Origin of the sequence: Mesorhizobium ciceri biovar biserrulae WSM1271 (assembly GCF_000185905.1) — a bacterium.
In the GTDB taxonomy this organism is placed as follows: Bacteria; Pseudomonadota; Alphaproteobacteria; order Rhizobiales; family Rhizobiaceae; genus Mesorhizobium; species Mesorhizobium ciceri.
Genome location: NC_014923.1, coordinates 2,428,516 through 2,442,351, shown reverse-complemented (window position 1 = coordinate 2,442,351; position 13,836 = coordinate 2,428,516). Strand labels below are relative to the sequence as shown.

The following is a 13,836-nucleotide window of genomic DNA, read 5'->3' as shown; positions in this document are numbered from 1 at the left end:
AGGTCGGTCAATCGCCCCGTACGGCCTCTATCCGTGCCAGACTGGAACCAATCGGCACAAGATCGGTTTCGGCAAGGATGGGACCCCACAAGGAGAATTTCGATGAAACGCCAACCACGGATTCTGGCAGGCACCGCACTTGGCCTGTTGATGGCATCCGCGCCGTTGGGCGCGTTCCCGCTTCAGGGAAGTGTCGCGTCCGGTCTTGCCCAGCGCACGGCAACCCCATTCATCCTGGCGCAAGCAGCATGCGCCGAGGGCGAATCGGCCGAGGCCTGCGCGCAGAAGCAGCAGGCGGAACCCGAACAGAAACACGAGCGCAGGAAGGCCGAGCCTGAACAGCAGGCCGCGCCTGCCCAGAGCGAGCAGCCCGCCGAGGAGCAGCAGCCACGCCGGAAGAAGCGCGACCAGCAGCAGCAGGCCGAGCAGGCGCCCGCCGAACAGGCCGCTCCCGCCGAAGAACAGCAGCCGCGCAGGAAGAAGCGTGACCAGCAGCAGCAGACCGAGCAGGCGCCGGCCGAACAGGCAGCACCCGCAGAGGAACAGCAGCCGCGCAGGAAGAAGCGTGACCAGCAGCAGCAGACCGAGCAGGCGCCGGCCGAACAGGCAGCACCCGCAGAGGAACAGCAGCCGCGCAGGAAGAAGCGTGACCAGCAGCAGCAGACCGAGCAGGCGCCGGCCGAACAGGCAGCACCCGCAGAGGAACAGCAGCCGCGCAGAAAGAAGCGTGACCAGCAGCAGCAGACCGAGCAGGCGCCGGCCGAACAGGCAGCACCCGCAGGGGAACAGCAGCCGCGCAGGAAGAAGCGTGATCAGCAGCAGCAGACCGAGCAGACGCCGGCCGAACAGGTCGCGCCGGCCAACGACAATCAGCCCGGCGAGCAGGCCCAGCCGCGCAAGAAGAACAGGCAGGATCAGCAAGCCCAACCTGAAGTCGCCCCGACGCCGAAGGAAGCTCCCGCTGGAGAGGCGACGGCCCCTGCCGGCGAGCAGCCGGCGGCCCAAGGCGAGCAGCCCCAGGACACGACGAAGAAGCACGGCAGGAAACCTGTTGGCGAGCAGCCGGCGACGGCCGAACAACCCACCACCGGCGAACAACCGGCCAATGGTCAGACGGCAGCACCGGCACAGGGCGAAAACCCGGTGCAAGGCGAAGCACCGGCCGATCCAAACGCCGCTCCCATCCTGGACAGCCAGAAGGACGTCGAGCGCAGGGGCGGCGGCCGCAAACGTGGCGACAAGAATGCTCAGCAGGATGGCGAGCAGCAGAATGGCGGGCAAAATGCCCAGCAAGGTGGCGATCAGGGCCGCAAGCCGGTGGCTGCTCCCGTCGACCAGGGTCCGCCGCCCACCGACGACAGGGCCGCACAGCAGGAGATCAAGCCCGAGAAGATCGTCCCGGTGACCGAGGAGAAGGGCACGCGCGTAGAGCGTGCGCCCGATGAGATCGCCCGCGATCGTCGGCGTCCGAAAGGCGTCGACGTCGTCAGGAAACTCGGCGATCGCGTCATCCTGCAGTTCAACAACCAGACATTTGTCCAGAGCAATGATGCCCCGCGCGTCACCCGCGGTGCCAAAGAAGTCTACTATGAGGATCTGTCGGGCGATCGCACCCGGGAAATCGTCGAGCGCGACAACGGTGTCCGGATCGTCACCATCCGCAACCGCTATGGCGACGTTATCCAGCGTTCGCGCATTGCGCCGGATGGACGCGAATATGTGCTGAGCTATGTCGACGAGCGGCACTATGAGGATGACAGCGACTGGCGTGATCCCGGCGACGACCTGCCGCCGATGCGGCTGACCATCCCGCGCCGGGAATACATCCTCGATTCCGAGGACGTCGAGAGCCCCGATGACTACTACGAGTTCCTCGAACAGCCCCCGGTCGAGAAGGTCCAGCGCCTCTATTCGATCGACGAGGTCAAGCGTTCGGCCCGCGTGCGCGACATCGCACGTCGCGTCGATCTCGACACGCTCAACTTCGAATTCGGTTCGGCCTCCATCTCCGACACCGAGGTGCAGAAGCTCGAGGGCGTAGCGACGGCCATGGAGAAGCTGTTGAAGAAGAACCCGGCCGAGACCTTCCTGATCGAAGGTCACACCGACGCGGTCGGCACACCGGAGGCTAACCTCGCTCTTTCCGATCGCCGTGCGGAAGCGGTGGCGGAGGCTCTGACCAATGCCTTCGGCATCCCGCCGGAAAACCTGACGACACAGGGCTATGGCGAGGAGTATCTGAAGGTCAACACGGCGGCGCCCAACCGCGAGAACCGCCGCGTCGCCATCCGCCGCATCACCTCGCTGGTGGCACCGGTCGCCAGCAACAATTAGGTCATGATTTCAAAATCATGACCCGGTTTGTGGAATCGGCAAGAGAAGCATCCACCCCCGGCACAACCGGGGGTGGATGGATGTGTCGGGTTCAACAAGAATTGTACGGGCATTAGATACGGCTCATTGAATCGCGAGCGCAGCCACCCCAGATTCGGTGCTGGGCGTTCCCTGCCCCGTCCCGACTCCAGCGGGACGCATTGAGCCCCGCCGGACCTTGTTCGGCGGGGTTTTTTGTCTTGCAAACGGTGGCGGCCTCGTCGAATACGGCCATTGCTGAGAGATCAACCCGCCGGAATCATCCCATGAAGCGTCTCGAACTCGCCATCGAATCGATCATTCTCGCTTCACGCTGGCTGCTCGTCGTTTTCTATATAGGCCTGGCCCTGGCATTGGCCGTCTATGCGCTGTCCTTCGGCAAGAAGCTCTATGAGTTCATTAGCCTGGCGTTCACGCTCGGTGACACCGACACCATCCTGAAGATGCTCGGCCTGATCGATGCCGCGCTGGTTGCCTCGCTGGTGGTGATGGTCATCATCTCGGGCTACGAGAATTTCGTCAGCCGCTTCGACGACCAGGACGGCGGTGTGCACTGGCTGGGCACCATCGATGTCGGTTCGCTGAAGGTCAAGGTTGCCTCGACCATCGTCGCCATCTCGTCGATCCACCTCTTGCAGGTGTTCTTGAACTCATCGTCCTACACGACCGACCAGTTGATGTGGCTGACCATCATCCATCTCGCCTTCGTCGTCTCGGCGCTCATGCTCGCCTATATCGACCGGCTGATGGGCCTGAGCAAAGGCAAGAAGGACGAGGCGTGAGCCTGCGCCTGCCGGACGTTGAATCAATCCCGCAGGAACGATGCCCTACCGCCTTGTTCGAGCAGGGCTTTCCCACGACTCTGCTGGTGGCGAAGGTCTTGGCTCGACGCCCGTCGCGTCAAAACGAACAGCTCTAGTAAATATTCCTGATCTTGCTGTCCGTGCGGGCAAACACCTCGTCGGGGACAAAAAAGTCGCCGGCCAGCGGCCCGGTCGCATCAGGCGCATAGATCGAGAAATCGCTGACGCCCTCGGCGCGCAGCACCTCTTCGTCGATGTAGAAGTTGCCGGTCGCTTCGCGCGCTGGCCGCATGAAGATGGCATGCGCAGCATCGGCCATGATGTCGGGCAAACGGCTCATTGCCGCCACCGTCGCGCCGCCCAGCAGATTGCGCACGGCTGCCGTGTCGATGGTCGAAATCGGCCACAGTGAATTGACGGCGATGCCGTCCTTGGCGAACTCGGCGCTCATGCCCAGCGTGCACATCGACATGCCGAACTTGGCCATCGTGTAGGCGACATGGTTCTTGAACCACTTGGCCTTCATGTCGAGCGGCGGTGCCAGATTCAGGATGTGAGGATTGCTGGCCAACTTCAGGTGCGGAATGCACATTTTGGACACCAGGAAGGTGCCGCGTGTGTTGATCTGATGCATCAGGTCGTAGCGCTTCATGTCGGTTTCCAGCGTGCCGGTGAGCTGGATGGCGCTGGCATTGTTGACGCAGATATCGATGCCGCCGAACTTTTCCACGGTCCTGGCGACCGCCTCGGCCACCTGTGCCTCTTCACGGATGTCGCACAGCACGGGCAGCGCCTTGCCGCCGGCCTGCTCGATCTCTTCTGCCGCGCTATAGATTGTGCCGGGCAGCTTCGGATGCGGTTCGGCGGTTTTGGCCGCGATCGTCACATTGGCGCCGTCGCGCGCCGCGCGCAGCGCGATCGCCAGCCCGATGCCGCGCGATCCGCCGGAGATGAACAGCGTCTTTCCCTTGAGCGACATTTCCTTGCGCCTCCCTTGCAACACGTCAGGCGCGAAGCTTTGCGCGGCGGGCGACCACAGCGCAAGACCCGACACGCCGGACACCGCGTTACGCAGCGTAGGGTTTATGACTAAACCAGCACCAGGCCCTGCCGCATCGCAGTGGCAATCGCGTCGGTGCGGTTGGCGGCACCGAGCTTGATCAGGATTGCGGCGACATGGAACTTCGCGGTGTGCACGGAAATGTTCAGCCGCCGCGCGATCACCTTGTTGGGTGCGCCCTCGGCCAGCAGCGCCAGCACTTCCGCCTCGCGCGGCGACAGCGAAGGACGGACGGCATGCTCGTCGGAGGCTTCATCTTCGAACGGCTCGCCATCGCCAGTATGGAAATCCTCATGGCGTCCGGTTCTGCGCTCGCCCGATACCCGATAGCCGGCCGCCGCCAGCCGCGCCGCCGCAGCGATCAACAAATCGTCCGCGCCCGTTTGGAGGACGGCCAACACCTCGCCCGCGGGCCGTTCGCCAGCGCGTCCCGATAGCAGAACCCGGGGAATGGCGGCCGGCACGGCACCGCCGCTGCTGTCGTCAACGATGGCGACGTCAGCCCTGCCGGCCACCACCGGCAGCAGGTCATCGCTCGCGGCCAGCGAGGCCGCCAGGCGCTCGGCGCGCGACGCATCGCCAAGCGCAATCAGCACCGCCAGCCGCCGCGAGACGGCACCGTCATGCATGATCCGGTCGCTGGTGAGCGTGTCCATGGATGCCCTCAGCTCAGCGGCTTTTCGCCGATGGTCAGCCCGACATCGCGCTTTTCGCCGCCGCGCACCACGCCGAGCGTCACCGAAGCGCCCGCACTGTCTGGTCCGAGCCTGCGGATCAGGTCGCGCGGGCCATGCACCGCCTCACCGTTCCACGCCACGATGATATCGCCGAGAGAGAGACCGGCGGCCTTGGCGGGACCATCGTCATCGAGGCTCATCACCATCGCGCCATGCGCGTCGCGGTCGCGTACCGGATGCAGGCCGGCGCCGAGATAACCGCGCGCGACATGGCCCTTTTCGCGCAGCGTCGCAACCGCCCGCTCGATCGTCTCGTAAGGCATGACCAGCGCCCGGTGGCGCGGCCCGAACAGCAGCATGCCGATCAGCGCACCCTTGGCGTCGAGAACCGGGCCGCCCTCGAAACGGCCGCCGGCACCGACGGCCAGATTGATGCGCCGGTCGATGGTGCCGCCGCGCATCGAGCGCCAGGCCGGACCGACTTCGCCTACCGAGCCCGAAACGGCCAGAGCCGACCCGTTGCTATTGCCGATGGCGACGGCAATGTTGCCTGGCCGCACCGCGTCAGCCCTGGCCAACGGCACGGCGTTGATGGCCGTAGCCGGCTTCAGCAGGGCAACGCCAGTCGACGGATCGCGGCCGACCAGTTCTGCCTTCACCGCCTCACCCGAGGCCAGCGTCAGCTCGATCTCCTCGCCGGCCTCGACAGCCTCCTCGGCGGTGACGAAATAACCGTCACGCCAGTGGAAGGCGCTTGCCGTGCGGTGATGATGCGTGGCGAAGCCAGCCGTTGCCGGTGCCGCCTGGGCGGCGAGATCGGCGATGGCTTGCGAAAACGCACTCAGATTGAAATCGCTCATATTGGTCTCCTGGGTTCATCCATGCCCCAGATATCGCTCGACAGCGCGTTCAGAGGTACTCGCCTGACGGCTAGTTGCCGGTTTGACTGGCCATCTGGTCAGGTCGCGGCGGTTCCAGCCGCTCCGCACATATAGTGCGTGTCGCCCAAAAGTGCTCAGCGGTTTTGGGACAACGACGCGCACAGGAAAAAAATCATCCTTTCGCCCGAAAATACGGAGCCCTTCCATGGCCCTCGCCGCAGCCAAATTCGAACCTGACGATACATTGCTCGACGCATATTCGACGACCGTTGCGGACGCCGTCGACCGCATCGGCCCGGCCGTCTGCCGCATCGAACGCGTCGGCGGCCAGGGCGGCCACGGCTCCGGCTTCGTCATCGCGCCGGACGGACTGGTCGTCACCAATTTCCACGTCGTCGGCGATGCCAGGACAGTGCGCGTCTCGATGCCGGACGGCGCCTCCCGCGAAGGCCGCGTGCTCGGCCGCGATCCCGACACCGACATCGCGCTGGTGCGCGCCGACGGCAGCTTTGCCGATGTCGCACCGCTCGCCGATTCCAAGCGGCTGCGGCGCGGCCAGATCGCCATCGCCATCGGCAATCCGCTCGGCTTTGAATGGACCGTCACCTCCGGCGTCGTCTCGGCGCTCGGCCGCTCCATGCGCGCCTCGACCGGCCGGCTGATCGACGACGTCATCCAGACCGACGCAGCGCTCAACCCCGGCAATTCCGGCGGGCCGCTGGTTTCGTCGGCCGGCGAGGTGATCGGCGTCAACACCGCCATGATCCATGGCGCGCAGGGCATCGCCTTCGCGGTCGCCTCCAACACCGCCAATTTCGTCATTTCGGAGATCATCCGCTTCGGCCGTGTCCGCCGCGCCTTCATCGGCGTCTCGGCCGACACTGCCAGTTTGCCGCGCCGCGCCGCCTTGTTGTCGCAAGTCTCGACCAGCACGGCGGTTCGCCTGCGCAGCGTCGAAAAGGACGGCCCGGCGGCCAAGGCCGGCCTGAAAGAAGGCGACATCATCGCCGCCATCGACGGCCGTCCTGTCACCGGCGTCGACGACCTGGTGCGCATGCTCGACGCCGAACGCATCGGCCGCGAGACGCTGTGCACCGTCGTGCGCCGCACCGGTGTCAGCCAGGTGACGGTGACGCCGGTGGCAAGGGCCAGTTGAGGCGGGCGCTCAGGCTCCCGCCACCCCTTCCGCATACTGCGCCAGAAACGCCTCGCTCGGCGGGATCGGCTTGATGACGTCGATCAGCACGCCATTGGGGTCCTTGGTGATGAAATGGCGCTGGCCGAAGGGCTCGTCGCGCAGCGAGCGCAGGATCGGCAGGCCGGCGGCGACGACGCGCTCATAGACAGCGTCCGGGTCGCGAACCTCGAAATTGATCAGCAGGCCCGAAGCGCGGCCCCGCCCCTCTTCCGGGATGGTCTCATGGTCGCCCTGGACGATGCCGAGATTGACTCTTCTGTCCTCCCCCGATTGCAGATGCACATACCAGTCGCTTTCGAACAGGGGCTGGAAGCGGAAATGCTTCACATAAAAGGCCGCCGTGCCGGCGACGTCGCCGGTCATCAGCACCGGGTAATAGCTCGTGGTCTTCATCTTTCCTTCTCCCGTCAATTAACATACAGTCTGCATGTAAACTGAATTAACATACAGGCTGCATGTATGCAACACGATTTCGCGCGTCGTTCCAACCGCGACCGCACCGAAGCGACGCGCGCCCACCTGATTGCCGCGGCGCGAAAGCTGTTCACGGAGAAATCCTATTCCGAGACCGGCACGCCGGAGATCGTCGCCGCCGCCGGCGTGACGCGCGGCGCGCTCTACCATCATTTTGCTGACAAGCAGGCACTGTTTGCTGCCGTGGTCGAGCAGGAGGCGGCAGCGGTCGCCGAGGAGATCGAGCGCGCCTCGCCGCCATCGCTGTTTGCCCATGACGCGCTGATTGCCGGCTCCGACGCCTATCTCGCCGCCATGCGCGCGCCCGGACGCACGCGGCTGCTGCTGCTCGACGGCCCGGCCGTGCTTGGCCGCGCCGCCATGGACGCGATCGACAATCGCCACGGCAACCGCTCTCTGCGAGAAGGGCTGGTCGCGGCGATGCGGGCGCAGACGATGACGAGATTGCCGGCCGACGCGCTGACCGCTCTGCTGGCATCCGCCTTCGACCGTGCCGCCCTGGCCATCGAGGCCGGCGCCTCGGCCGAGGACTACCGTGCCGTGCTCATGGCGCTGATCGATGGGCTGTCTCGTGCTCCTCATCCGGCACCTCGCCCGGTTCGAACTCGTTGAAGCAGCCGAGCTGGCGCTTGAACTGGTCGATCAGCCAGGCCGCCGCCGGCTTCGGACTGCGATCGCTGCGATGCATGGCAAACAGCGGCGAGCTCACCTCCCTGAAGGATTCGAGGTCGATCTCGACCAGCCGGCCGCTCGCCAGGTCGTCTGATATCAGCCAGCGCGGCAGCCCGCCCCAGCCCAGCCCCTCGCGCATCAGCATATGCTTGGTGCGGACATCCGTCAGCCGCCAGGTACGGTAGGCATAGACGCCGAAGTCGCGCCCCTTGGTGCGCTCCGACTGGTCGGTGACGACAAGTTGGGTGTGTTCGCGTGCATCCTCGATCGCCACCGGTTTCGGCAGCAAGGCCAGCGGGTGAGTGGGCGCGGCGGCCAGCACGATCGACATGAAGCCGATGCGCACAAGGTTCACGTCGACATCGCCCAGCAGGCCGCCAATGCCAAGGTCGGCCTGCCCGCTGACGACATGGTCGGGGATCAGGCCGAGCGTGCCGATGTGCAGCCGCAGCATCACGGTCGGAAACTGCGCCTCGAATGCCTTCAGCACCCGAACCAGCACCGGTGACGGCAGCGTCGCGTCGACCGACAGCGCGACCTCGGCCTCGAGCCCCTGGTGGTGGCCGTCGACGCGCGAGCGGATGCGCTGCAGCACGCCGATCATGCGCCGTGCGTCCTCCAGCATCGCCCGGCCGATCTCCGTCAATTGCGGCTCGCGCGTGCCCTCGCGATCGAACAGTTTCAGCCCAAGCTGTGCCTCGAGATTGGCGATGCCGTAGCTGATGACGGACTGTGCCCGGTTGAGCTTGCGGCCGGCGGCCGAGAAGCTGCCGGCTTCGGCGACTGTCACAAAGATCTGAAGTTGATCGAGCGTCGGGTTGGGCTGCATCGTTATATCCAACTTATGGATTGATCGTATAGAAAATATACCAGTTTATTGAATGGATCGAAAGCCCCATATCTGGCGGGACAAACCATTCCAACCGCTGGAGAGAGCCCAAAATGTCCATTCTTCTTGTCACTTCGAGCCCGCGCGGCGCTGCATCGCATTCGACCCGCATCGCCACCGAATTCGCCGAAAAGCTCGTCGCCGCCGATCCGTCGAACACGCTCGTCGTGCGCGACCTCGTCGCCAATCCGTTGCCGCACATCGATACCGACTATGCGACGGGCATCTATACCCCGGCCGAAGCGCGCACCCCGCGCCAGGCTGAAGTCGTCGGCGTCTCCGATGTCGTGCTCGACGAGCTATTCGCCGCCGACACGGTGATCCTGGCCACCGGCTTCATCAACTTCAACATCTCCTCGACCCTGAAGTCATGGGTCGACCACATCTCCCGCTCCGGCAAGAGCTTTGCCTATGGCGAGAACGGCCCCAAGGGTCTGGTCACCGGCAAGAAGGTCTATATCGTGCTGGCTTCCGGCGGCATCTATTCGGAAGGTGCGGCCGTGCAGTTCGATCACGCCATTCCCTACCTGCGTGGCGTGCTCGGCTTCCTCGGCATGACCGATGTCGATGTCATCCGCATCGAAGGCGTTGGCATGGGTCCTGACGCGGTGACAGCAGCGCTCGCCAAGGCGACCGCCAAGGTCGACGCCGTTGTGGCCGCCAGCCGGGACGTCGCGGCTGCCGCATAAGGCGCTGCGGCCACCCACCCGAAATTGAAAAAGGCAGGCGCGTACGCGCCTGCCTTTTTCTTGGCGGCGCGACAAAGTTACGTGTGGAAAATGGATGTATTGCGTTGGATAAATTGCAGCGCAACGCCATTGGTTATTCTGCTGTTCTGCGTTATCGGTCGCCGATGTTCCTTTCCGTCGCTACAACGCAACGTCCGGCCACAGATCTCGGCTTCTTGCTGCACAAGCACCCCGAACGTCTGCACGAGACTGACCTATCCTTCGGCAAGGCTTGGCTGTTCTATCCGGAAGCGACCGACGAGCGTTGCGAGGCCGTACTTCTGCTAGACGTCGACCCTATAGGGCTAGTGCGAGGCAAGGGGCAGGCAGAAGGCTTGTTGGACCAGTATGTGAACGACCGCCCGTATGCGGCATCGTCCTTCCTGTCAGTGGCATTGAATAAGGCGCTGCGAACCGCGATGACCGGCATATCAAAGGAACGCCAGCAACTGGCCGACAGCGACCTGCCGCTCGAAACCGTGGTGACCCCGCTGCCGATGCGCGGCGGCGAGGCTCTCGTGCGGGGTCTGTTCGAACCCTTGGGATGGTCCGTTGACCTGACGCCGATCGAAACTATTGGATCCAACACAGGCGGCCCCCGATACGGTCATCTTAGGCTGACCGGCACCGGCCGGCTAAGCAGCCTGCTCAATCACCTCTATGTCCTGATCCCGGTGATGGACGACGCCAAGCACTACTGGGTTGGCGAGGCCGAGATCGACAAGCTGCTGTCCAAAGGCGAAGGCTGGCTGGAAAACCACCCAGCCAAAGACCTAATCGTGCGCCGTTATCTGCGCAACCGGGGTGCGTTGGCCCGCATCGCCCTAGAGCGACTGGCTCCCGAGACGGCTGGTGAGGCCCTGCCTCCCGAAGCCCGGATTGCGCCCGAGGAAGCGCTCGAGGCGCCCATCCGACTGAATGACCTGCGCATGGACGCCGTGGTCCGAGCCATCCGCGCGACCGGCGCGACCAGTATTGCAGATCTGGGATGCGGCGAAGGCAAGCTTCTCTATCGGCTCGTGCGCGAACGATGGGTCCACAAGATGTTCGGACTCGACCCTGCCGTTCGTGAGCTGGAACGGGCTGCCAAGCGTCTCAAGCTGAACGAGTTCGGCGGACCGCCCGAAGGCCGTGTCACGCTGATGCATGGATCGCTGACATATCGCGACAGCCGCTGGGCAGAAGCTGATGTTGCCGTGTTGGTGGAGGTCATCGAGCATCTCGACGAAGACAGATTGCCCCTGATCGAACGTGTTGTCTTCGGCGAGACGGCGCCCAAAACCGTGATCGTGACCACGCCCAACGCCGATTATAACGCCTTGTTTCCCAATCTGGCTCCCGGCGCCTTTCGCCATCCGGATCACCGTTTCGAATGGAGCCGCGTTCGGTTTGAAGCCTGGGCGGCCCGGATCGGCAAGGCCTATGGCTACAGCGCCGCATTCAGCGACATCGGAGCCGTGCACCCAGTCCTGGGGGCGCCGACACAGATGGCGGTGTTCACCCGATGAGAGAGCCCGACAAGACCGATCTCGCCATCCCTGACTTCGCCCTGGTCGTGCTGATCGGATCGACGGGATCAGGCAAGTCGACCTTCGCCGCCAGGCACTTCCTGCCGACAGAAATCATCTCCTCGGATCGCTGCCGCGCGCTAGTCAGCGACAACGAGACTGATCAGGATGTCTCGGCAGATGCCTTCGATTTGGCGCGCGAGATTGCCAGCAAACGGCTCAAGTATCGCAAGCTGGCCGTCATCGATGCCACCAACGTGCGAGCCGCTGACCGCAAGGCCTGGATCGAACTTGCGCGCAAGTGGCACACCTTGCCGGTCGCCGTGGTCATCGATCCAGGTGTCGACGTCTGCGTCGCTCGCAACGCGTTGCGACCCGACCGGCCATTCGGCGCCGGCGTGGTCCAGCGCATGACCACCGAAATTCGCAAGGGCCTCGGCGGGCTGCAACGCGAAGGTTTCCGCCAGGTCTGGAAGCTTACCAGCGAGGCCAGTATCGACACCGCCAGGGTCACGCGCCAGCCATTGTGGACCGACAAGCGCGACCACCACGGTCCGTTCGATATCATAGGCGACATCCACGGCTGCGCCGATGAACTTCAGGCCTTGCTCGCTCAACTCGGTTACAGCGTCGCCTGGTCCGAGGATCATGGCGAACGAATCGTCGCTGTGACACCGCCGGAAGGCCGCAAGATCGTCTTTGTCGGCGACCTCGTCGATCGCGGTCCCAACGTGCCCGACACCTTGCGCATCGCCATGAGCATGGTCGCGGCCGGAGCCGCCTACTGTGTCCAGGGCAATCACGAACGCAAGCTCAGCCGTTGGCTGGAGGGCCGCAAGGTGACGATTGCCCACGGCCTGCAACAAACCATCGATCAGCTGGGCGCTCAGGATCGCGGCCTGCGAGAGGCTTTGCCGGCCTTCCTCGACAGCCTGCGCAGCCACGTCTGGCTGGATGACGGACGCCTCGCCGTCGCCCATGCCGGCCTCAAGGAAGAGATGATCGGACGTGGCTCCGGCGCTGTGCGCGAGTTCGCCCTCTATGGCGAAACCACTGGCGAAATCGACGAATTCGGCCTGCCCGTCCGTGCCGATTGGACTGCCGCCTATCGCGGCAAGACCGCCGTGGTCTACGGGCACACGCCGGTGCTGTCGGCCGAATGGGTCAACAACACGCTGTGTATCGACACCGGTTGCGTGTTCGGCGGCAAACTGACGGCCTTGCGCTGGCCGGAACGCGAACTGGTCGAGGTGCCGGCAATCCAGACTTGGTCCGAACCGGTGCGCCCACTAGGTGGGTCCTCCGGTCTGGGCAGATCGGCACAGGCCGACGCCGACGGGGTGCTCGACTATGAGGATGTCTCCGGTCGACGTTGGATCGAGACCGAACTGAGGGGCCGGGTCGTTGTGGCCGAGGAGAACGCGTCGGCAGCACTTGAGGTGATGAGCCGTTTCGCATTGTCGCCGCAGTGGTTGATGTATCTGCCACCGACGATGTCGCCATCGGAGACCAGCAGCCAAAGCGGCTGGCTGGAGCGCCCCGAGGAGGCCTTCGCCCATTTCCGCGAGCGTGGCGTCACCCAAATCGTTTGCGAGGAGAAGCACATGGGTTCGCGGGCAGTCATCGCGCTGTGCCGAGACGCACAGGCGGCGCGCGACCGGTTCGGGGTCCCTGGCGACGAGACCGGCGCGATCTGGACCCGGACCGGACGCTCCTTTTTCAACGGCACTGGCATGACGGAGGGCCTGCTCGCCCGCCTCCGCGCCAGAGTCGAGGCTGTGGACCTATGGAAGGAATTGAACAGCGATTGGCTGCTGCTGGACGCCGAGATCATGCCCTGGTCGGCCAAGGCCAGCAGCCTGATTGAAAGCCAGTATGCACCAGTAGCGACGTCTGCGGCCGCAGGCCTCCAAGCCAGTCGCGAGGCGCTGGCCCGTGCGATGGCGCGTGGCATCGATGCGGCCTCGCTGGACGCTCGCCTTGAGGACCGGGCCGCGCGCGCGGCCAGATACGCTACCGCTTGGGCGCCTTACGTGTGGCCTGTCTCGGGCATCGAGGACCTGAAGGTCGCACCATTCCACCTGCTCGCCAGCGAGGGACGTGTCTGGTTCGATCATGACCACGTTTGGCACATGACACTTGCAGAGCGCCTGGCTGCCGGCGTGGTAACGCGAACACAATGGCGGGTGGTAGATCTGGCCGACGCCGGCGCTTGTGCCGAGGCTGTTGCCTGGTGGGAGACGCTGACCGGCTCGGGCGGCGAAGGCATGGTGGTGAAGCCGCGCGACTTCGTCAGCCGGAACAAGAAGGGGGTTATCCAGCCGGCGCTGAAGGTGCGCGGCCGGGAGTATCTGCGCATCATATATGGCCCTGAATACGACGCACCGGACAATCTCGTGCGCCTGCGGGAACGAGGCTTAGGTGGCAAGCGTAGTCTGGCGCTCCGGGAGTTCGCGCTCGGTCACGAGGCGCTGAAGCGGTTTGTCGCCAGGCAGCCCCTACGGCGTGTCCACGAGTGTGTTTTCGGCGTCCTGGCGCTGGAGAGCGAGCCAATAGATCCAAGGCTGTAGTCT

12 protein-coding genes are annotated in these 13,836 nt (G+C 64.6%); 7 read left to right on the top strand and 5 right to left on the bottom strand.

Translation table 11 applies throughout. The features are described from left to right. The first annotated feature begins 102 nt into the window (after positions 1–102). Both MESCI_RS11755 and MESCI_RS11750 read left to right on the top strand, forming a co-directional pair. Positions 103–2,334, top strand: coding sequence for an OmpA family protein (locus MESCI_RS11755; protein ID WP_013530172.1), 2,232 nt, complete (start codon positions 103–105; stop codon positions 2,332–2,334). A gap of 305 nt (positions 2,335–2,639) precedes the next feature. Continuing rightward, positions 2,640–3,155, top strand: a complete 516-nt coding sequence (locus MESCI_RS11750) for a TIGR00645 family protein (protein ID WP_013530171.1) — start codon at positions 2,640–2,642, stop codon at positions 3,153–3,155. Positions 3,156–3,288: 133 nt separating this feature from the next. Here MESCI_RS11750 and MESCI_RS11745 read toward each other — a convergent pair whose 3' ends face one another. The 3 genes from MESCI_RS11745 to MESCI_RS11735 all read right to left on the bottom strand — a co-directional run bounded on the left by MESCI_RS11745 (position 3,289) and on the right by MESCI_RS11735 (position 5,773). Then, the gene (locus MESCI_RS11745) at positions 3,289–4,155 is read right to left on the bottom strand and encodes an SDR family oxidoreductase (RefSeq protein WP_013530170.1); all 867 of its coding nucleotides are present in this window, start codon (positions 4,153–4,155) and stop codon (positions 3,289–3,291) included. Between the two features lie 110 nt (positions 4,156–4,265). Beyond that, positions 4,266–4,892 carry a helix-turn-helix transcriptional regulator gene (locus MESCI_RS11740; RefSeq protein ID WP_013530169.1) on the bottom strand — a complete coding sequence of 209 codons (627 nt, stop codon included), beginning with the start codon at positions 4,890–4,892 and terminating at the stop codon, positions 4,266–4,268. A gap of 8 nt (positions 4,893–4,900) precedes the next feature. Then, entirely contained in the window at positions 4,901–5,773 is an 873-nt protein-coding gene (locus tag MESCI_RS11735; RefSeq protein WP_013530168.1) for a S1C family serine protease, read from the bottom strand. Positions 5,774–5,999: 226 nt separating this feature from the next. Here MESCI_RS11735 and MESCI_RS11730 point away from each other — a divergent pair, with 226 nt between their 5' ends. Beyond that, positions 6,000–6,950: a S1C family serine protease gene (locus MESCI_RS11730; protein WP_013530167.1), complete on the top strand. Its 951-nt coding sequence runs from the start codon at positions 6,000–6,002 to the stop codon at positions 6,948–6,950. A 9-nt stretch (positions 6,951–6,959) separates the two neighbouring features. Here the strand turns inward: MESCI_RS11730 and MESCI_RS11725 are convergent, their stop codons facing one another. After that, on the bottom strand, positions 6,960–7,385 hold the full coding sequence (locus MESCI_RS11725; protein WP_013530166.1) for a VOC family protein: 426 nt from the start codon (positions 7,383–7,385) through the stop codon (positions 6,960–6,962). Between the two features lie 66 nt (positions 7,386–7,451). On the opposite strand from MESCI_RS11725, the gene MESCI_RS11720 reads away from it, so the two are divergent. Next, positions 7,452–8,078, top strand: coding sequence for a TetR/AcrR family transcriptional regulator (locus MESCI_RS11720; protein ID WP_013530165.1), 627 nt, complete (start codon positions 7,452–7,454; stop codon positions 8,076–8,078). On the opposite strand, the gene MESCI_RS11715 is transcribed toward MESCI_RS11720, so the two are convergent. After that, the gene (locus MESCI_RS11715; RefSeq protein WP_013530164.1) at positions 8,011–8,967 is read right to left on the bottom strand and encodes a LysR family transcriptional regulator; all 957 of its coding nucleotides are present in this window, start codon (positions 8,965–8,967) and stop codon (positions 8,011–8,013) included. The genes MESCI_RS11720 and MESCI_RS11715 overlap by 68 nt on opposite strands. A gap of 113 nt (positions 8,968–9,080) precedes the next feature. Here MESCI_RS11715 and MESCI_RS11710 point away from each other — a divergent pair, with 113 nt between their 5' ends. The 3 genes from MESCI_RS11710 to MESCI_RS11700 all read left to right on the top strand — a co-directional run bounded on the left by MESCI_RS11710 (position 9,081) and on the right by MESCI_RS11700 (position 13,833). Next, entirely contained in the window at positions 9,081–9,716 is a 636-nt protein-coding gene (locus tag MESCI_RS11710) for an FMN-dependent NADH-azoreductase (RefSeq protein ID WP_013530163.1), read from the top strand. Between the two features lie 104 nt (positions 9,717–9,820). Beyond that, positions 9,821–11,263 (top strand): 3' terminal RNA ribose 2'-O-methyltransferase Hen1, encoded by a 1,443-nt coding sequence (locus tag MESCI_RS11705; RefSeq protein WP_244514334.1) that lies wholly within the window; start codon positions 9,821–9,823, stop codon positions 11,261–11,263. Continuing rightward, the gene (locus MESCI_RS11700) at positions 11,260–13,833 is read left to right on the top strand and encodes a polynucleotide kinase-phosphatase (protein ID WP_013530161.1); all 2,574 of its coding nucleotides are present in this window, start codon (positions 11,260–11,262) and stop codon (positions 13,831–13,833) included. The genes MESCI_RS11705 and MESCI_RS11700 overlap by 4 nt, the downstream gene beginning before the upstream one ends. Positions 13,834–13,836: the final 3 nt, after the last annotated feature.